Source organism: Variovorax defluvii, assembly GCF_039541515.1.
Lineage (GTDB): Bacteria > Pseudomonadota > Gammaproteobacteria > Burkholderiales > Burkholderiaceae_C > Variovorax > Variovorax defluvii.
In genome coordinates, this window is the sequence record NZ_BAABGJ010000012.1 from 25,271 (window position 1) to 44,383 (window position 19,113).

Below are 19,113 nucleotides of genomic sequence, written 5' to 3' on the forward strand. Positions count from 1 at the left end.
TGATTCATTCACAGCTTTCGCGCGTCCTTCAACCATCCACCCGAGGAGCCCACCATGCAACGCAGACAACTGATCCAGGCCGCCGGCGTCCTGCCGCTGGCCACGCTGAGCACGCTCGCGGCACGCACCGCCTTCGCCTTCGACGGCCCCGAACTCTATGCCGGCGAGAAGGCGCTCTACGCCGAGGCGCAGAAGGAGGGTCTGTGCGTGTCCTTCGACACCGGGCCCGAGTGGGCCAACTGGAAGTCGCTGTTCCGTGACTTCAAGAAGCGCTATCCGGAGATCGAACTCACCTACAACGACATCGGCTCGGCCGCCACCGTGGTCGCCCTGGAGAAGACGCGGCGCCGCCCCCAGGCCGACACGGCCTATTACTTCGCGGCCTCGGCCGTCGATGCCGCGAAGAAGGACGTGGTCGCGCCCTTCAAGCCGGTGAACTTCGACAAGCTGCCGGAGGTCTTCCGCGAGGCCGAGGGCCGCTGGTTCACCATCCATACCCTCAACATCGCCTTCCTGGTCAACAGGAAGCTGGTCAAGAACGTGCCGGCGGGGTGGGCCGACCTGCTCAAGCCCGAATACAAGAGCACGGTGGTCTACCTCGATCCGCGCTCCACCGGCATCGGCCAGGTGCTGACCTTCGCGGCGGCCTATGCCAACGGCGGCGGCGTGGACAACGTGAAGCCGGGCACCGATTACCTCGGCAAGCTGCATGCGGCCGGCAACATGCTGCGGGTGGAGGGCACCACGCCCTACGCGAAGTTTCTCAAGGGTGAGATCCCGATCTGGATCAGCTACGAGAACGACGGCCTCAAGGCCCGGCACGTGGACGGCATGGGCGACGCCGTCGAGGTGGTGATCCCCAAGGAGGCCAGCGTGGCCGCGCCCTATGCGATCAGCCTGGTCAAGAACGGGCCCAACCCGAACGCCGGCAAGCTGTGGCTCAACTTCATCATGAGCGAAGCGGGCCAGTCGCTGTTCGCGCAGGGCTTCGTGCGGCCGGCCGTGCCCGGCACGCCGCTGGCCGCCGACGTGGCCGCGAAGATGCCGGCGGCGCCGCAGATCCGCCCGCTCGACGTGGTCAAGGCCTCGGAGCGCAAGGCCGAGGTCGACCGGCTCTGGGCGCAGGCCGCGCTCGGCAAGTAAGGCAGGCCCGGCATGCGACGCTTCGGTGCCTGGCCCGCATGGGTCTTCATGGCTCTGTTCTTCGTCGCGCCCCTGGCCGCGCTGCTGCCTGAGGCCTTCGGTGCGGGCGGACAGGCCTTCGCGCGCCTGGCGGGCAATCCGCTCTTCGGCGCGGCGCTGCGCAATACCCTCGTGCTCGGCCTGTCGGCGGGCGCGCTGTCGGCGCTGGTGGGCACCTGCATCGCGATCGAGCTGGCCCGCCAGCCCGCCTCGCGGCGGCAGTGGATGATGACCTTGCTGGGCTTGCCGCTGGCCTTCTCCGGCCTGGTGATCGCCTACGGCTTCATCCTGGCTTTCGGCCGCGCCGGCTTCGTGACGCAGTTGCTGGCGGGCCTGGGCGCGGACCCGGCGGCCATCGGCAGCTGGATCTACAGCGTTTCGGGGCTGGGCTTCGCCTATGCCTACTACCTGATCCCGCGGGTGGCGCTCTCGCTCTACCCCGTGTTCGCCAACCTGGACTTGCGCCCGCTGCTGGCCGCGCGCACGCTGGGTGCCTCGCGTGCGCGGGCCTTCTGGGACACGGTGGTGCCGGAAGTCGCGCCCTCGGTCTTCGCCAGCGCCTGCCTGGTCGCGGCGATCGCCATGGGCACCTACGGCACGGCGCTGGCGCTGGTGGGCACGCAGCTCAACATCCTGCCGCTGATGCTGCTGGCGCAGGTGAGCGACGGAGGCTCGGATTTCGCCGTGGCAGCGGCGCTGTCGCTGGTGCTGATGGTGCTCTGCGTGATCGTGATGGGAGTAGGCGATGTCGTTACGCGCAAGCGCGAACGCGGCGCTGTCGGCGCCGGTCATTGAGGCGCTGCAGCGCCTCGCGCAGCGGCAGCAGGGGCCGCGGCGGCACCGGCAGCCGGTGGGCATCATCGGGCCGGGCGACGGCGGGCCGCTCGAATGCGAGGCCGCGTACGCAGTCGCCGCCGCGCTGGCCGGCGCCGGCATGGCCGTCATCTGCGGCGGCCGCGGCGGCGTGATGGCCGCCGCCTCGCGCGGCGCCACCGAGGCCGGCGGCGTGGCCGTGGGCATCCTGCCCGAGGAGGACGACCGCAACGCCAACGAATGGCTCACCGTGGCGGTGCCCACCGGCATGGGCGAGATGCGCAACGCCATCATCGCCCGCAGCGCGGTGTGCCTGGTCGCCATCGGCGGCAACATGGGCACGCTCTCGGAGATGGCGCTCGGGCTCAAGTGGGGCAAGCCGGTGTTCGTGATGCACGGCGACGTGGCGCTGCCCGGCGCGGTGCAGGTCGGCGGCGTGGACGAGATGCTGGCGCGGGTGCTGGCGGTGCTTCTCGCATAGCACAATGTCGGACATGCCCTACATGCCCACCTTCGTCGCCCCGGCCCGCTTCAACGATCCCGTCGCCGCTCTCGAACAGGTGCGGCTGATCTACGACGGCGGCCTGACGCACCTGCGCGACGCCATGGCGCGCTTCGTCGCCGGGGAAAGCCTGCCGGGCCGGGTGCGGGCCTGCTACCCCTTCGTGCGGGTGCACACGCACACCGTCTCGCGCCGCACGCCGGCGGCCAACGCCTGGTTGAGCTACGGCTTCGTGGCCGGCCCCGGCCGCTACGAGACCACGCTGACGCGGCCGGACCTCTTCGAGCGCTACTTCCGGGACCAATTCCGGCTGCTGCTGGAGAACCACGACGTCGAGCTGGAGATCGGCACCAGCACCCAGCCGATCCCGATCCACTTCTCCTTCGCCGAGAACGATCACATCGAGGGCGACCTGAGCCCCGAGCGGCGCGCTTTGATGCGGGACGTGTTCGACCTGCCCGACCTGGCCGCCATGGACGACGGCATCGCCAATGGGACCTTCGAAGCCCGGCCGGGCGAGGCGCAGCCGCTGGCGCTCTTCACCGCGGCCCGCGTGGACTACTCGCTGCACCGCCTGCGCCACTACACCGGCACCGCGCCGGAGTGGTTCCAGAACTTCGTGCTGTTCACCAACTACCAGTTCTACATCGACGAGTTCGTGCGGCTGGGCCGTGAGGCCATGGCCGACGAGAAGAGCGAGTACATCGCCTTCATCGAGCCGGGCAACGTGGTCACGCGCCGGCGCGGGCTGGCCGCGGGTTCGAGCGCCGTTTACGGCTCGCTGCTCGACGGCTCGCAGGGCACGCCCCCCGGCCGCCTGCCGCAGATGCCGGCCTACCACCTGGTGCGCGAGGACTGCAGCGGCATCACGATGGTCAACATCGGCGTCGGCCCGGCCAACGCCAAGACCATCACCGACCACGTGGCGGTGCTGCGCCCGCATGCCTGGATGATGCTGGGCCACTGCGCCGGCCTGCGCCAGGGGCAGCAGCTGGGCGATTACGTGCTGGCGCACGCCTATGTGCGCGAGGACCACGTTCTGGACGAGGAGCTGCCCCTGTGGGTGCCGATCCCGGCGCTGTCGGAGATCCAGCTCGCGCTGGAGAAGGCCGTGGCCGACGTCACCGGCATGGAAGGCCCGGCGCTCAAGAAGATCATGCGCACCGGCACCGTCGCCAGCACCGACAACCGCAACTGGGAGTTGCTGCCGGGCAACCAGCCGCAGCGCCGCTTCAGCCAGAGCCGCGCGGTGGCGCTGGACATGGAGAGCGCCACCATCGCGGCCAACGGCTTCCGCTTCCGCGTGCCCTACGGCACCCTGCTGTGCGTCAGCGACAAGCCGCTGCATGGCGAGATCAAGCTGCCGGGCATGGCCAACCACTTCTACCGCGAGCGGGTCGAGCAGCACCTGCGCATCGGCATGGCGGCCATCGATGTGCTGCGCAGCGAGGGCAGCACGCGGCTGCACAGCCGGAAGCTGCGCAGCTTCGCGGAGGTGGCGTTTCAGTAGGCGCTTTCGCCGCGTTTCGTGAATTCCTGGGGCCGGCCTGACATTTCTTCGCCCCGGGCCTCACCCCATCTCCGGGCGCCCTGGCTACGATCGATGCCGGTCGGCAAGCATTGGAGATACCTCATGGTTCAAACGACGCGGCGCACCTTCACCTCGTGGCTTGCCGCCATGGCTGCCGGCGCCCTGCCGGCCTCGGGCCGGGCCCAGGCGACGCGTTCGGCGCCCGCCATCCCGAAGCTGCGCATCGTCATCCCCGCCAACGAGGGCGGCGGCTGGGACCAGACCGGCCGCGCCCTCGGTGCCGCCATGACGGCCGCAGGCGCGGTGGGTCAGGTCGAGTACGAGAACATCGGCGGCAAGGGCGGCACCATCGGCCTGGCGCGCTACGTCGAGAAGTACGACGCAGACCCCGACACCGTGCTGATCAGCGGCATGGTGATGGTCGGCGCAGTCGCGCTGCAGAGGCCGGCGGTCGACATGAGCCGCATCGCGCCGCTGGCGCGCCTGACCAGCGACTACGAGATGGTGGTGGTCAAGGCCGACTCCCCGATCGTCACGGCCAGGGACCTGATCGCGAAGCTGCGCAGCGACGCGGCCGGCACGGCCATCGCCGGCGGCTCTGCGGGCGGCGTCGACCATATGTTCGCCGGCATGCTGGCGCGCGCGGCCGGCAACGCCGCGGGCCTGGTCTACCAGCCCTTCGCTGGCGGTGCGCAGGTCGTGTCGGCGGTGGAGTCGGGCAAGGCGCTGGCCGGCGTGTCGGGCTACAGCGAATTCAGCGAGCACATCGCCAGCGGCAATCTGCGCGCCATCGGCGTGTCGTCGAAGAACCCCTTCCTCGGCGTGCCCTCGGTGCGGCAGCAAGGCGTGGATGCGGACCTGGCGAACTGGCGCGGCGTCTTCACCGGCAAGGCCGTGCCGGCGCAGCGCCAGGCCGTGCTGCTCGACGCCGCTCGGCGTGCGGTGGCGACGGAGGTCTGGCAGAAGACCGTCAAGCGCAGCAACTGGGACAACTACTGGATGGAGGGCAAAGACTTCCAGTCCTTCCTCGAGTTGAACCAGGCGATGGCGGGCGCGCTGACCTACATCCTCAAGCTGAAGGCTTGATCCGGGCGTTCACACTTTCTCGGGCCAGCCCGAAGCGCTCCCGATCACGGCGTCGCGCCCGCCTCGGGACAGCACACCAGGAAGGGCGAGAGGCTCGCTCGACCGAAGCGCAGCGGTAGCGCGTTCGGCGCCATCCGGGCCGCGACAACCTGCATGCGCAGCAGCCGTTCGGCACCGTCGAAGGACGCGAGTTCCGGACCGTCCCACAGCACCTGCGCCTTCACTGCGACCTGGAGCAGGTCGCCGCGGTCGAAGTCCACGAACAGCAGTCCGGCCACCGGGTTCACCGCGATGTTGCCCAGCGTGTTGAAGAAGAAGTTGCCGATGAACTCCGGTGCCGTCAGCGTGCCGTCACCGTCCAGGCGCACGAAGCCCGGCCGGCCGCCGCGGTGCGAGACGTCGACGCCCTGGGCTGGCTCGCCGGCCTCGCCAGCGGACGGGTGCGCGGTGGCGATGAAGAAGGTGTCGGCGGCTCGGACCATGGCCTGTGCCCGCGCGTCCAGCCTGTCCGCGAGCGGCCCGAAATGCGCGGCCTCCCCACCGCCCACGAACACTGGCTCGCGCGCCTGGATGTACTTGGGGCAGTTGCCGAAGCTCTGGCCGACCTCGACCGAGAAGCCGCGGCCGTCGAGCGCATCGACCGTGCCGTTCATGCGATTGCGCCGGCGCGTGTGCGGCTCGATGCCCAGCAGGGCGACCGGGGCGCCCGGGGCCAGCGCGCCGGCCAGCGGATCGCCCGGCATCGGCAGGGCGTCGATGCGCAGGTGGCGCGGATCGGGCGAATGCGCGAAGCCGGGCGGGGCCGCCAGCATGCTGGCCCAGGGCTGGCGCTCGTCGTCGAGGCTGCCCGTGACCAGGAAGGGCAGTTGCGCGAAGAAGCTGCGATGCTGGTCCGGCATGAAGTCGCGCAGCACGCGCGGCCCGATCTCGGCCATGCGCCCGGCGACGCCGGCGCGTGCCTGCAGCTGCCGCTCGCCTTCGTGCCAGGCTTGCGCGGTGCTCATGCTGCCAACCCGATCGGTGAACGCACCATGGGCACGAAGCCGGGCAGCGCCTCGACGCGCGCCAGCCATTCGCGCACCTTCGGATAAGGGGCGAGCGACACGTTGCCCTCGGGGACGTGGGCGACGTAGCTGTAGTTGGCGATGTCCGCCAGCGTCACGCTGTCGCCGGCAAGGAAAGGCCGGTCGGCGAGTTCCCGCTCCATCACCGTCAACAGGCTGTGGGAGCGCGCGATCACGTCCGACGGGTCGGTGGCCAGGCCCAAGAGCACGATGATGCGGGCCATCGACGGCCCCTGCGCGAGCGGACCTGCGGCCACCGACAGCCAGCGCTGCACGCGGGCCGCGCCCAGCGGGTCGCGCGGCAGCCAGCGCGCCGGGTCGGGGGCGTAACGTTCGTTGAGGTAGAGCAGGATCGCGTTCGAATCCGCGAGCGTCACCTCGCCGTCCTGGATCACCGGGACCTGGCCGAAGGCGTTGAGCGCAAGGAACCGGGGGCTGCGCTGTTCTCCGGCGCGCAGGTCCACCTCGACGGTCTCGAAGGGCAGGTCCAGCAGCGAGAGGAACAGGCGCACGCGGTGGCAATGGCCCGAAATGGTCGAGTTGTAAACAGTGATCGGGTGCGCGGGGTGTGCAGCGGACATCGGCTTTCTCCGGTGGGATGTGGAACGGATTGCAGTGAGGGCTATTGTTCTTTGTTGCCTGCGTTGGAGTAATGGGGTGGATCGAACTTCACTCCTGCGATTTCCGGTTTAATCGCGCCATGGACCGCCTCAAAGCCATGCACACCTTCGTGCAGATCGCCGACCACGGCAGCCTGACCCGCGCGGCCGATGCCATGGACAGCTCCCTGCCCGCCGTGGTGCGCTCGCTGGCGGCGCTCGAGGCGCACCTGGGCGTGCGGCTGTTCCACCGCACCACGCGCCGCATCACCTTGACCGAAGAGGGGCGCCAGTACCTGGCGAGTGCGCGGGAGATCCTGTCCGCGGCCGATGCGGCCGACCGCGCGCTCTCGGTGGAGGCGGCCGAACCGGCCGGGCAGCTCACCATCACCGCGCCCGTGCTGTTCGGCCACATGTACGTGGCGCCGGCGATCGTGCGTTTCCTGAAGCGCTACGACAAGATGCGCTGCAGCGTGCTGCTGCACGACCGCACGGTGAACCTGCTGGAGGAGGGCATCGACGTGGGCATCCGCATCAGCCCGCTGGAAGATTCGTCACTGGTCGCGCAGCAGCTGGGCAGCATTCGCCGCGTGGTGGTGGCGAGCCCGCAGTACCTTCGCGCGCACGGCGTGCCGCGCCATCCGCGCGAGCTGCTCGATGCCAACTGCGTGCGCGTGATGCCCGGCGCGCCCGTGTCGTTCCGCGAGAACGGCCGCAGCTTCACGGTCGCGGCGCGCGGCAACCTGGAGTTCAACCACATCGCGCCGGCGGTGGAGTCCTGCGCGGCGGGCGTGGGCTTCGGCATCTTTTTCTCCTACCAGGTGTTGCCGCTGGTGCGGGAGGGGCGGCTTCGCATCGTGCTGGAAGACTTCGAGCCGGCCCCGCGGCCGGTGAGCGTGATCTACCCGCACGCCCGCCTGCTGCCGGCGCGCACGCGCGCTTTCATCGACTGGATGAAGGACGAATTCCAGGGCTTGAAGCTGTGAGGCGCCCGCCGTCGGCCTTGAGCCACAATGCCCAGGTGCCTTCATCTGCCACGCCCTCTCCACTCTTCCAGGCCAGCCACCTCTTCAAGCGCTATGGCGACGCCACGGTCGTCAACGATCTTTCCTTCGCCATCGCGCCGGGCGAATGCCTGGGCGTGATCGGCCCCAACGGCGCGGGCAAGACCACCACCATCCGCATGTGCCTCGGACTCACCGCGCCGGACAGCGGCAGCATCGAGGCGCTGGGCGGGCTTTCGATGCCGCGCGACGGGCGCGCGATCAAGGCGCAACTGGGTGTGGTGAGCCAGTTCGACACGCTGGACCCGGACTTCAGCTGCGCCGAGAACCTGATGGTGTACGCGCGCTACTTCGGCATGAGCCGGCGCGAGATCACGCCGCGCATCCCTCAACTGCTGGATTTCGCGGCCCTGTCGCACAAGGCCGATGCGAAGCCGGGCGAGCTGTCGGGCGGGATGCGCCGCCGGTTGTCGCTGGCGCGGGCACTGGTCAACGACCCCAAGCTCCTGATGCTCGACGAGCCGACGACCGGGCTCGATCCGCAGGCACGGCACCTGATGTGGGAGCGCTTGCAGCTGTTGCTGCAGCAGGGCAAGTCGATCCTGCTGACCACGCACTTCATGGACGAGGCCGAGCGCCTGTGTTCGCGGCTGATCGTGATCGACCACGGCCGCAAGATCGCCGAAGGCCGGCCGCGCGACCTGATCGCCGAGCACCTGGAGCCCGATGTGGTCGAGGTGTATGGCAACGGTGCGCTGTCGCTGGCGGAGTCGCCGCTCAAGGCCTTTGCCGCGCGCGTGGAGGTGAGCGGCGAGACGGTCTTCTTCTACACGCAGGATGCGCGCGGCCTGCTGAATGCGCTCGATGCGCACAAGGGCCTGCGCACCTTCCACCGGCCGGCCAACCTGGAGGACTTGTTCCTCAAGTTGACGGGCCGCCAGATCCGGGAGGACGGCTGAATGAGCACGATGGTCCATGACACACCACCGCCCGCGCCCTCGGTGTGGCGTCCGCCCGAGCTGTCGATGCGCTGGTGGCCGGTTTTCCTGCGCAACCTGCTGGTGTGGCGCAAGCTCGCCATTCCCAGCCTGATCGGCAACATCGCCGAGCCGCTGATCTGGCTGGTGGCTTTCGGCTACGGCATGGGTGCGCTGGTCGGGCAGGTGGAGGTGGCGGGCACCGCCGTGCCCTACATCCTGTTCCTCGCCAGCGGCTCGATCTGCATGAGTTCGATGAACGCGGCCTCTTTCGAGGCGCTGTATTCGGCCTTCTCGCGCATGCATGTGCAGAAGACCTGGGACGGCATCATGAACGCGCCGGTGGGGCTGGACGACGTCGTCATGGCCGAGATGCTCTGGGCCGCCTTCAAGGCGATCTTCACCACCACCGCGATTCTCTTCGTGATGCTGGGGCTGGGCATCAGCCACAGCCCCAAGCTGCTGGTGGCCTGGCTGGTGCTGGCGGGCGTGGGCGTGACCTTCTCATGCATCGCGCTGATCTTCAACGCGCTGGCCAAGGGCTACGACTTCTTCACCTACTACTTCACGCTCTTCATGACGCCGATGATGTTCCTGTCGGGCGTGTTCTTTCCGCTGGAGCAGCTGCCCGAGGTGATCCACCGGATCGCGAACTGGCTGCCGCTGGCCAACGCCGTGGCGTTGGTGCGGCCCCTGTTCATGGACCAGTGGCCGGCCGATTGGTGGCTGCATGCGGCCGTGCTGGCGGGCTACACGGTGGCGGCGTACTGGGTGGCGCTCGCGCTGACGCGGCGGCGCTTCCGGAGCTGATGAGACGCTGTGCACGAACCTGCCGCGGTCGAAGCTTCAGCTCTGATGCGCCAGGGCGCTGATCGCTGCGTTCACGATGAGGCTCGTGGAAATGCCGGCGGGCGCGCCCTCCACGCCGCCGGCCAGCGCGTCGGTGACCATGGCGTCCAGGTCCGGAGTGCCGAGCCGGGATGGGCGCAGGGCCGGCGCTGCTGCCGCTGCCGCTGCCGCTGCCTCTTTCATGTGCCCGAGGGCCTCGCCGGCGATTCGGGCCGCTTCGGCGGGCGGGAGCCTGTGGGTGCTGCTGCGCGTTTCGAGGGGTTGATCGCGCGACAGAGGCTGGCCTCGCCAGGTGTCGCCCGAGGATGCCGGAGCACTCTCTTTCGAGGTGGACGAAAAAGCGTTGTGCGGGCGTGAGGGGGGTGTCAGTCGGTTCATGGGGCTCGTGGATCGGTCACATCGTCGAGCGCAGCCGCTCGATGGCCTGCGTTGCGTGGTCCTGCAACTGGCGGTAGTGTTCTTCGCCCCGTGCCAGGTCGAAGGCCGAATCGAAGAATCGGAGGGCTGTTTCGGCCTGGCCGAGCCCGGCCAGGCATTCGCCCAGCCGGTACAGCGTGGTCGGCGTTCGTTGCTGCTGCAGACTCAGGCAGTACAGCATGGCCGCCACATTGAAGATGGCCAGCCGCTGGAAGGCGAGGCCCGCCGTGAAGGCATAGCGGCTGTCCTTCGGATGATGAACCGCGAGCTGCAGCGCGAGAGGTGCAGCCTGCAGGAAGCGCCCTTCGTCGTTCAGCTGCTGGACGATCTGGAAGAGTGCGTCCTGTTGCACGTCGGAGAGCACGCACGACTCCTGCGGCACGAAGCCGGCTTCGAGCGCCCTGTGGAGTTGCGGCAGGCTGGTCGCAGCGGAGCGGGCCAGCGCGTCGATCATCGGGTCGGGGTGGTGTTTCAACGTCAAGCTCCCTGGTGAGCGCCCGTGTCGGGCCTGGATCGGTAACGGGGGTCTCGCCAAAGTTCCAAAATGTTCTGGCCATTCGACAAATGGCGGAGATCAGCCCAGCGCCTGCGTGACGGCGTGGATCGCGAGCCCGACCAGGCCGCCCACCAGCGTGCCGTTGATCCGGATGAACTGCAGGTCGCGGCCGATGTGCTTCTCCAGCTCGATGCTCATCTCTTGCGCATTCCACTGGCCGACCCGCTCCACGATGTAGCGGCGGATGTCCTCTCGGTAACGTTCGATGGCGCGGGGTGCAGCGTCGATCAGTTGTTCGTTGATCCAGCGCCGCATCGCCTCGTCGGCCGACAGCCGGTCACCCAGCCCTCCGGCCAGCTCGACGATGCGCTGACGGATGCCCGATTCGCTGCTGGCCAGGTCTTTGTTCAGCCAGGCCAGCACTTCGCTCCACAGCCCGTGCAGGTAGTCGGCGATGGCCGGGTGGGCCTGCAGCTCGGCGCGGATGGCCTCGCCACGGCGCTGGAACTCGGGGTCGGTCTTGAGCCGGTCGACGAACTCGCGCACGAAGGCGTCGAAGCGCAGCCGCATCGGGTGGGCGGGGTCGCCCGCCATTTCGGCGACCGTGCGCGCCGCCGCCGCCACCACCTTGCGCGTCGCCAGCCGGGCCGTGACCTGGTCCAGGCCCACGTAGCGCAGGGCGCGGATCTCGCGGGCGATGGCCTCGGTGATCTGCTCCTGCACTTCCTCGCCCTCGACCGCGGCGGCGACCTGGGCCAGCACGTCGTCCAGCAGCGCCTGGTGGCGCCCGTGCGCGGTCAGCGCGTCCAGCGCCTGGCCGGCCAGCCGCGCGATGTCGAGCCGCGCCAGGCCGGCCGTCGCCATGCGACCGAGGAAGTCGCGCACCCGCGCGTCGTCGAAGGCCGCCAGGCCATAGCGCGCCGCCGCCACCAGGTGCTCGCCGACGCGAGCCGCATGGGCGGGCTGCGAGAGCCAATGGGCCAGCCGCGCGGCCGGGTCGAACTGCTCGAGCTTGGCCAGCACCTGCGGCGTCGCCAGGAAGTTGTTGCAGATGAAGCCGGCCAGCCGCGCGCCGATGCGGTCCTTGTTGGAAGGGATGATGGCGGTGTGCGGGATCGGAAGCCCCAGCGGATGCCGGAACAGCGCGACCACCGCGAACCAGTCGGCGATCGCGCCCACCATCGCCGCCTCGGCGAAGGCGGCCACGTAGCCCCAGGCCGGGTGCCGGGCCGCGAGCGCCGTCGCCGCCGCGTAGAGCAGGGCGGCGGCGCCGAGCAGGCCGAGGGCGACGCGCTTCAGCGGATCTCCCGGGTGGCGGCCAGCCCCAGCAGGAATTGCTCGCAGCGCGCGAGCTGGGCCAGTGTGACGTACTCGTCGGGCTGGTGCGCCTGTGTGATGCTGCCGGGGCCGCACACCACCGTCGGGATGCCGGCCTGCTTGAAGAGCCCGGCCTCGGTGCCGAAGGCGACCAGCGCGGTGCCCGCCTCGCCGGACAGGCGCTGCGCCAGCCGCGTGACGGGGTCGTCGGCGCGGGTCAGGAAGCTGGGGATCTCACAGATGGTCTCGAAGCTGAAGCCGGCCTCCGGCGCGATCTTCTTCATGCCGGCCTCGAGACGGTTGGCGTGCAGGCGCATCTCCTTCTGCATGCGCTGCGCGTCGGCCGTGGGCAGGTCGCGGAATTCGTAGCGGAACTCGGCGTCGCGCGGCACCACGTTGTCGGCGATGCCACCGTGGAACTGGCCGACGCTGGCGGTGCTGTAGGGCACGTCGAAGCCGGCGTAGCGCGGCTCTTCGCGCTCGAAACCGTCGGCCATGTCGCGCAGCTTGCCGATCAGGCGCGCCGCCATTTCGATGGCGTTGACCGATCGCGGGGTCAGCGAGGAATGTGCCTCCTTGCCGCGCACGCAGCAGCGGTAGCGGTACACACCCTTGTGGGCGATGGCGGGGACCATCATGGTCGGCTCGCCCACGATGCAGGCCAGGGGCCGGATGTCCTGCTCCTTCATGTCCGCGATCAGCTCGCGCACGCCGAAGCAGCCGACCTCCTCGTCGTAGCTGAAGGCGAAGTGCACCGCGAACGGGGAACTGCTTTCGAGGAAGTGCTCTGCGTTGGCCAGGGCAATGGCGATGAAGCTCTTCATGTCGGCCGAGCCGCGGCCGTAGAGCCGGGGCTCGACCTGCATGGCCTGGCCGTCGTGCTCGTCCTGCGGCCAGTCCTGCACGATGGCCGAGAGCGGGTCCACGCTCCAGGCCTGGCCATCCCAGGGCACGGTGTCGGTGTGGCCCGAGACGATCACCCCCGCCGGTTTGCCCGCCCCCAGAGTGGCGAACAGGTTGGCCTTGGTCTTGTCGGCGTTGTAGGTCAGGCGGCTGCGAACCCCGAGGCCGGCCAGGTGATCGCGAGCGAAGGCGATCAGTTCCAGGTTGCTGCGGTGGCTGACGGTGTTCATGCGCACCAGCGTCTGCGCGAAATCGAGGCTGCGGGTGGAAAGCGGTGGGGGCATTCGATGATTGTGAGGGATGTTGTTCTCCGCATCCTTCCGTTCGAAGAGCATTTTCTTCCGGGTGCGCCTAGACTCGCCTTCATGAAACTCATCGACTCCCTGGTCACCCAAGCGGCCGGCATCGCGGCCGTCCGGCGTGACCTTCATGCCCATCCGGAACTCTGTTTCCAGGAAGTGCGCACCGCCGACGTGGTGGCGGCCAAGCTGACCGAGTGGGGCATCCCCGTTCACCGCGGCCTGGGCACCACCGGCGTCGTCGGCATCGTCAGGAACGGCACCAGCACCCGCGCAGTCGGACTGCGCGCCGACATCGACGCCTTGCCCGTCACCGAGCTGAACACCTTCGCGCATGCGAGCAAGCACCCCGGCAGGATGCACGCCTGCGGTCACGACGGCCACACGGCCATGCTGCTTGCGGCGGCGCAGCATCTGGCCAGGCACCGCAACTTCGACGGCACGGTCTACCTGATCTTCCAGCCCGCGGAGGAGGGCGGCGGCGGCGCGCGCGAGATGATCAAGGAAGGACTGTTCGAGCAGTTCCCGATGGAAGCCGTGTTCGGCATGCACAACTGGCCGGGCATGAAGGTCGGCCAGTTCGCGGTCAGCCCCGGGCCGGCGATGGCCTCGAGCAACGAGTTCACCATCACCATCCGCGGCAAGGGCGGCCATGCGGCGCTGCCGCACACCGGCATCGACCCGGTGCCGGTCGCCTGCGAGATGGTGCAGGCCTTCCAGACCATCCTCACCCGCAACAAGAAGCCCAGCGACGCCGGCGTGATCTCGGTCACCATGGTCCATGCGGGCGAGGCCAGCAACGTGATCCCCGACACCTGCGAGCTCAAGGGCACGGTGCGCACCTTCACGCTGGAAGTGCTGGACCTGATCGAGGCGCGCATGCGGAAGATCGCCGAGCACGTGAGCGCTGCCCACGACGCGCAGTGCGACTTCCACTTCCACCGCAACTACCCGCCCACCATCAACACGGCGGACGAGGCGAACTTCGCCCGCCGGGTGATGGCCGACATCGTCGGCGAGGACAACGTGCTGGTGCAGGAGCCCGCCATGACTGCCGAGGACTTCGCCTTCATGCTGCAGGCCAGGCCGGGCGCCTATGCCTTCATCGGCAACGGCGACGGCAGCCACCGCGACCTGCACCATGGCGGCGGCCCGTGCATGCTGCACAACGCGAGCTACGACTTCAACGACGATCTGATTCCGCTGGGCGCGACCTGCTGGGTGCGGCTGGCCGAGGAATTCCTGCGCAGCAGCCCCGGCACGGCCGAGGGGCGCTCCGCATGATCGGGGTCGGCGAGGCCTTCGCACCTCGCTACGCCGAAGCCCGACGCAGGTTCCTCGAAGGCTGCGCGGCGGCAGGGCTGGCCGTGCAGTCCCACGTGCATCCGCTGCACGGGCGCGACGGCGAGGAGTTGGCGCTGGACGTGGCGCTCGACGGTGCGCCGGATGCGCAAGCCCTGCTGATCGTCAGCAGCGGCTGCCATGGCATCGAGGGCCATTGCGGCAGCGGCGTGCAGGTGTTCGCCCTGCACGACGCCGAGTGGCGCGAGCTGGCGCGGGACCGGGGCGTCGCGGTGCTGTACCTCCATGCACTCAACCCGCACGGCTTCTCGCACGGCCGGCGGGTCACGCAGGAGAACGTGGACCTGAACCGCAACTTCCTCGATTTCTCGAAGCCTTTGCCGGTCAACGCGGCCTACGCCAGCCTGCATGCCCTGCTGCTGCCCGAGACCTGGCCGCCGACCGTGGTCAACCAGGCCGAGATCGACGCCCTGATCGCGCGCGAGGGTCTGGACTTCTATCAGGCGGCCGTCAGCCGCGGGCAATACCAGTACGCCGACGGGCTGTTCTACGGCGGTGCCGCACCGACCTGGAGCAACCGGACCGTGCGCGAGGTGCTGCGCACCCACGCCGGCCGCGCACGCTGCGTCGGCTGGATCGACATCCACACGGGACTGGGGCCGAACGGCATCGGCGAGCGCATCTTCGCCTGCCGCGACGATGCCGCGGCCTATGCGCGCGCCAATGCCTGGTGGGGTGCGCCGGGCGCGCCGGTGACCTCGATGTACGACGGGTCCTCCACCTCGGCCTTCCTGACCGGCCTGATGGCCTTCGCGCTGGAAGAAGAATGCCCGCAGGCGGAGTACACCGCGATCGCGCTGGAATACGGCACCGAGCCGATGCTGGAGGTGATGTCGGCGTTGCGCGGGGACCATTGGCTGCACCGGCATCCCGGGGCGCCGGCCGAGCTGGCGCAGGCGATCCGGGCGCGGATGATGGCCGCCTTCTACAGCGACACCGACGCCTGGCGCGGCCAGGTGATCAGCCAGGCGCGGCAGGCGATGTTCCAGGCGGCGGATGGACTCTCTCCCTCTTTCTCCGGGAGAGGGCAGGGGTGAGGGCATCGGGCGATCGGTCGAGCGCAGCGCGTCATCGAAGCTTGCGTGCCCTCACCCCGACCCTGTGACAAGCTCTTCAGCGCATCGTCGGCGCAGAACTTAGACTTGGCCGGATTCCTGCTCCCCAGCCAACCCATGAATTCGCCCTCTCAGGTGCTCGGCGCCTGCCCTCACGACTGCCCCGACACCTGTTCCTTCGTGACCACCGTCGAGGACGGGCGGGCCGTGAAGCTGCAGGGCAATCCGGACCATCCGCATACCGCCGGCGCGCTGTGCACCAAGGTCTCCCGCTACATCGAGCGCAACGCGCACCCCGAGCGCCTGGTGCAGCCACTGAGGCGGATCGGGCCCAAGGGCAGCGGACGCTTCGAACCTGTCAGTTGGAACGCTGCCCTCGATGACATTGCCCGCCGCCTGAGTGTGTTCAAAAGTAACGATCCGGAGGGCATTCTGCCCTACAGCTACGCCGGCACCATGGGCTTGGTGCAGGGCGAATCGATGGATCGTCGTTTCTTTCACAAGCTCGGCGCGTCGCTGCTGGACCGCACCATCTGCTCGACCGCGGGCAGTGAGGCCTTGGGCTTCACTTTGGGCGGCAAGGTCGGCATGCGGGTCCAATTCTTCGCCGAGGCGAAGCTGATCCTGATCTGGGGCAGCAACTCGATCGCGAGCAACCTGCATTTCTGGCGCCATGCCCAGGCCGCCAAGCGGGCCGGCGCCCGGCTGGTGTGCATCGATCCGCGCCGCACCGAGACGGCCGACAAGTGCGACGAGCACGTTGCGCTGCTGCCGGGCACCGATGCCGCCCTGGCCCTCGCGCTGATGCACGAGCTGATCGTGCACGACTGGCTGGACCAAGACTACATAGAGCGTCGCACCCTTGGCTGGGAGGCGCTGCGCGAGCGCGCCCTGCAATGGCCGCCTTCGCGCGCCGCCGCGGTGTGCGGCGTGCCGGAGGCGCAGATCGTCGCGCTGGCGCAGGCATACGGGACGACACGGCCGGCCGCCATTCGCCTCAACTACGGCATGCAGCGGGTGCACGGCGGCGGCAACGCGGCGCGCGCCATCGCCTGCCTGCCGGCGCTGGTCGGCGCCTGGCGCGAGCGCGCGGGAGGTCTGCTGCTGAGCAGCTCGAGCCTGTTCCCGGTGGACCGCGCCGCGCTGCAGCGGCCGGACCTGCTGGCGGGGCGGCGGCCGCGCACCATCAACATGAGCACCATCGGCGATGCGCTGCTCGACAAGGCCCGGCCCGTCCAGGCCCTGATCGTCTACAACAGCAACCCGGTCGCGGTCGCGCCGGAGTCGGGCAAGGTGGTGGCGGGCTTCGCGCGCGAGGACCTGTTCACCGTGGTGCTGGAGCAGTTCCAGACCGACACCGCCGACTATGCCGACTACCTGCTGCCGGCCACCACCCAGCTCGAGCACTGGGACATCCACACCAGTTACGGCCACACCGACGTCCTGCTGAACCGGCCCGCCCTGCCGCCGCGCGGCGAAGCGCGCAGCAACGCCTGGGTGTTCCGCGAGCTCGCGCGCCGCATGGGCTTCGACGAGCCCTGCTTCTCGGACGAGGACGAGGCGCTGTGCCGCCAGGCCTTCGCGCCCGGCGTGATCGACTTCGAGCAACTGCAGGCACAGGGCTTCACCAGCCTGAAGCTGCCCGATGCGCCCTATGCCGAGGGCAACTTCCCCACGCCCTCGGGCCGCTGCGAGTTCTTCAGCGCGCGCCTGGCGGCGCTGGGGCAGGACGGCCTGCCCGACCATGTGCCCAACCACGAGCCGGCCGGCAGCTCGGCCGAGTTTCCGCTCGCGATGATCTCGCCGCCGGCACGCAACTTCCTCAACTCCACGTTCGTCAACGTGAAGAGCCTGCGCGCCATCGAGGGCGAGCCGCTGCTCGAGATCCACGAGAGCGACGCCGCCGCGCGCGGCATCGTCGACGGCGCCATGGTGCGCGTCTTCAACCGCCGCGGCGAGCACCGCTGCCGTGCCCAGGTCTCGCGCCGCGCGCGGCCGGGCGTGGTGCACGGCCTGGGTATCTGGTGGCGCAAGCTGGGCGTGGACGGCACCAACGTCAACCAGCTCACCAGCCAGCGCTTGACCGACATCGGCCGCGGGCCCACCTTCTACGACTGCCTGGTCGAGGTGGCGCCGGCATGAAGCCCAGCCGGGTCCGCCGCCTGTCGCGCGTGGGCCTGACCCTGGCCGGATCGGCCGCACTTGCCTTGCTGGCCGGCTGCGCCGACCTGCGTTACTACTGGCAGTCGGCCAGCGGCCACCTGGGCCTGATGCGCGCGGCGCGCCCGGTGCCGGAATGGCTGCACGACTCCGGCACATCCGAGGCGCTCAAGGCCAAGCTGGAACTGGCCCAGCGCATCCGCCGCTTCGCGGTGACCGAGCTCGGCCTGCCCGACAACCCCAGTTACACGGCCTATGCGGACCTGCACCGCAGCGCCGCCATCTGGAACGTGGTGGCGGCGCCGCCGTATTCGCTCACCCTCAAGACCTGGTGCTTCCCGGTTGCCGGCTGCGTGGGCTATCGCGGCTACTACGACGAGGCCGCGGCGCGGGCGGAGGCGGGTGCCCTGCGTGAGCAGGGGCTGGAGGCGGCGGCCTATCCGGTCCCTGCCTATTCCACCCTGGGCTGGATGAACTGGGCCGGCGGCGATCCGCTGCTGTCCACCTTCATCGGCTACCCGGAGGGCGAACTGGCCCGCATCGTGTTCCACGAACTGGCCCACCAGGTTGTCTACGTGGCCGGCGACACCATGTTCAACGAGTCCTTCGCCACCGCCGTGGAGCGCCTTGGCGGCGCGCGCTGGCTGCGGACGCAGGCCGGCGCGGCGGCGCGCGAGGAGTACGCGCAGTTCGACGCCCGGCGCCAGCAGTTTCGCGCCCTGACCGCACGCACGCGGCGGGTCCTCACGGACGTCTACGCCTCCAAGGCGGCGCAGGAGCAGGACTGGGCGACGGTCGACGCGCAGAAGAACGCGGCAATGGACGACTTCAGGCGCCGCTATGCCGAACTGCGTGCCGGCTGGAGCGGGCCGCGCCAGGGCGCCTACGACGGCTGGGTGGCGCGGGCCAACAACGCGCTCTTCGGCGCTCAGGCCGCCTACGACCATCTGGTGCCCGGCTTCGAGGCCCTGTTCGAACGCGAGGGCCGGGACTGGCCGCGCTTCTACGCCGCGGTGAAACGCCTGGCCGCGCTGCCGCAGGACCAGCGCCTGCAGGCGCTGCGCGCGGACGAGGCGCCACCGGCCGCGGCCGGCCTGCCCGCCGCCGCGCCCCCACATCCACAGCAGCAACAACAAGGAGGGCCCGGTGCCTGACATCCAGATCGAACGCCGCCATGAACTGGGCCTGAAGGCCGCGCGTGACATCGCGCGCCGATGGGTCCGGCAGGTCGAAGAGGACTACGGGCTCAGCTGCAGCTACCAGGAGGGGGAGACGCAGGATCTCGGCCTCTTCAGCCGTGCCGGCGTCGAGGGCCGCGTCGAGGTCAGTGCGGACCGTTTCCGCCTGCACGCCACCCTGGGCGGCCTGTTCGGCGGCTTCAGCGAGCAGCTCGAGCAGCGCCTGCGCAAGAAGCTCGACGAACTTCTGGGCGGGGCCGGGGACGAGGAAGACGACGCCTACAACGACAAGGACTGGTTGTAGGGCGTAGCCCGGCCT

General features: G+C 69.6%; 19 protein-coding genes. 13 read left to right on the plus strand and 6 right to left on the minus strand.

Annotated elements, in window-relative coordinates; genetic code table 11:
* Positions 1-54: 54 nt before the first annotated feature.
* From ABEA07_RS07760 to ABEA07_RS07780, 5 genes are all read left to right on the plus strand, one after another.
* Positions 55-1,143, plus strand: coding sequence for an extracellular solute-binding protein (locus ABEA07_RS07760; RefSeq protein WP_345536979.1), 1,089 nt, complete (start codon positions 55-57; stop codon positions 1,141-1,143).
* Positions 1,144-1,155: 12 nt separating this feature from the next.
* On the plus strand, positions 1,156-1,977 hold the full coding sequence (locus ABEA07_RS07765; RefSeq protein WP_345536980.1) for an ABC transporter permease: 822 nt from the start codon (positions 1,156-1,158) through the stop codon (positions 1,975-1,977).
* Positions 1,928-2,476, plus strand: coding sequence for a TIGR00725 family protein (locus tag ABEA07_RS07770; RefSeq protein ID WP_345536982.1), 549 nt, complete (start codon positions 1,928-1,930; stop codon positions 2,474-2,476). The genes ABEA07_RS07765 and ABEA07_RS07770 overlap by 50 nt, the downstream gene beginning before the upstream one ends.
* A 13-nt stretch (positions 2,477-2,489) precedes the next feature.
* Complete coding sequence (locus ABEA07_RS07775; protein WP_345536983.1) at positions 2,490-4,007, plus strand: AMP nucleosidase; 1,518 nt, start codon at positions 2,490-2,492, stop codon at positions 4,005-4,007.
* 123 nt (positions 4,008-4,130) lie between these two features.
* Positions 4,131-5,114: a Bug family tripartite tricarboxylate transporter substrate binding protein gene (locus ABEA07_RS07780; protein WP_345536984.1), complete on the plus strand. Its 984-nt coding sequence runs from the start codon at positions 4,131-4,133 to the stop codon at positions 5,112-5,114.
* A gap of 44 nt (positions 5,115-5,158) precedes the next feature.
* Here ABEA07_RS07780 and ABEA07_RS07785 read toward each other — a convergent pair whose 3' ends face one another.
* Together ABEA07_RS07785 and ABEA07_RS07790 are read right to left on the minus strand one after the other, a co-directional pair.
* Entirely contained in the window at positions 5,159-6,118 is a 960-nt protein-coding gene (locus ABEA07_RS07785; RefSeq protein ID WP_345536985.1) for a pyridoxamine 5'-phosphate oxidase family protein, read from the minus strand.
* Entirely contained in the window at positions 6,115-6,759 is a 645-nt protein-coding gene (locus tag ABEA07_RS07790; RefSeq protein ID WP_345536986.1) for a glutathione S-transferase family protein, read from the minus strand. The genes ABEA07_RS07785 and ABEA07_RS07790 overlap by 4 nt, the downstream gene beginning before the upstream one ends.
* A 119-nt stretch (positions 6,760-6,878) precedes the next feature.
* Here ABEA07_RS07790 and ABEA07_RS07795 point away from each other — a divergent pair, with 119 nt between their 5' ends.
* Genes ABEA07_RS07795 through ABEA07_RS07805 form a run of 3 tightly spaced genes read left to right on the plus strand, consistent with a single transcriptional unit; the run spans position 6,879 to position 9,568 of the window.
* Entirely contained in the window at positions 6,879-7,763 is an 885-nt protein-coding gene (locus ABEA07_RS07795; RefSeq protein WP_345536988.1) for a LysR family transcriptional regulator, read from the plus strand.
* A 17-nt stretch (positions 7,764-7,780) separates the two neighbouring features.
* Complete coding sequence (locus ABEA07_RS07800; RefSeq protein ID WP_345536990.1) at positions 7,781-8,740, plus strand: ATP-binding cassette domain-containing protein; 960 nt, start codon at positions 7,781-7,783, stop codon at positions 8,738-8,740.
* On the plus strand, positions 8,741-9,568 hold the full coding sequence (locus tag ABEA07_RS07805) for an ABC transporter permease (protein WP_345536991.1): 828 nt from the start codon (positions 8,741-8,743) through the stop codon (positions 9,566-9,568).
* 36 nt (positions 9,569-9,604) lie between these two features.
* Here the strand turns inward: ABEA07_RS07805 and ABEA07_RS07810 are convergent, their stop codons facing one another.
* From ABEA07_RS07810 to argE, 4 genes are all read right to left on the minus strand, one after another.
* On the minus strand, positions 9,605-9,790 hold the full coding sequence (locus ABEA07_RS07810; RefSeq protein ID WP_345536992.1) for a hypothetical protein: 186 nt from the start codon (positions 9,788-9,790) through the stop codon (positions 9,605-9,607).
* A 211-nt stretch (positions 9,791-10,001) separates the two neighbouring features.
* Positions 10,002-10,499 (minus strand): hypothetical protein, encoded by a 498-nt coding sequence (locus ABEA07_RS07815; RefSeq protein WP_345536993.1) that lies wholly within the window; start codon positions 10,497-10,499, stop codon positions 10,002-10,004.
* Positions 10,500-10,598: 99 nt separating this feature from the next.
* Positions 10,599-11,726 (minus strand): DUF445 domain-containing protein, encoded by a 1,128-nt coding sequence (locus ABEA07_RS07820; protein WP_345536994.1) that lies wholly within the window; start codon positions 11,724-11,726, stop codon positions 10,599-10,601.
* 89 nt (positions 11,727-11,815) lie between these two features.
* Positions 11,816-13,024 carry an acetylornithine deacetylase gene (argE, locus tag ABEA07_RS07825; RefSeq protein WP_345536996.1) on the minus strand — a complete coding sequence of 403 codons (1,209 nt, stop codon included), beginning with the start codon at positions 13,022-13,024 and terminating at the stop codon, positions 11,816-11,818.
* 81 nt (positions 13,025-13,105) lie between these two features.
* Here argE and ABEA07_RS07830 point away from each other — a divergent pair, with 81 nt between their 5' ends.
* The 5 genes from ABEA07_RS07830 (at position 13,106) to ABEA07_RS07850 (ending at position 19,098) form a co-directional block, all read left to right on the plus strand.
* Positions 13,106-14,323, plus strand: a complete 1,218-nt coding sequence (locus tag ABEA07_RS07830) for a M20 aminoacylase family protein (RefSeq protein ID WP_345536997.1) — start codon at positions 13,106-13,108, stop codon at positions 14,321-14,323.
* The gene (locus ABEA07_RS07835; protein ID WP_345536998.1) at positions 14,320-15,438 is read left to right on the plus strand and encodes a M14 family metallopeptidase; all 1,119 of its coding nucleotides are present in this window, start codon (positions 14,320-14,322) and stop codon (positions 15,436-15,438) included. Before ABEA07_RS07830 ends, ABEA07_RS07835 begins: the two co-directional genes overlap by 4 nt.
* Before the next feature lie 135 nt (positions 15,439-15,573).
* Positions 15,574-17,598 (plus strand): molybdopterin-containing oxidoreductase family protein, encoded by a 2,025-nt coding sequence (locus tag ABEA07_RS07840; RefSeq protein ID WP_345536999.1) that lies wholly within the window; start codon positions 15,574-15,576, stop codon positions 17,596-17,598.
* Positions 17,595-18,770 (plus strand): aminopeptidase, encoded by a 1,176-nt coding sequence (locus tag ABEA07_RS07845; protein WP_345537000.1) that lies wholly within the window; start codon positions 17,595-17,597, stop codon positions 18,768-18,770. The genes ABEA07_RS07840 and ABEA07_RS07845 overlap by 4 nt, the downstream gene beginning before the upstream one ends.
* Entirely contained in the window at positions 18,763-19,098 is a 336-nt protein-coding gene (locus ABEA07_RS07850; RefSeq protein WP_345537001.1) for a polyhydroxyalkanoic acid system family protein, read from the plus strand. Before ABEA07_RS07845 ends, ABEA07_RS07850 begins: the two co-directional genes overlap by 8 nt.
* Positions 19,099-19,113: the final 15 nt, after the last annotated feature.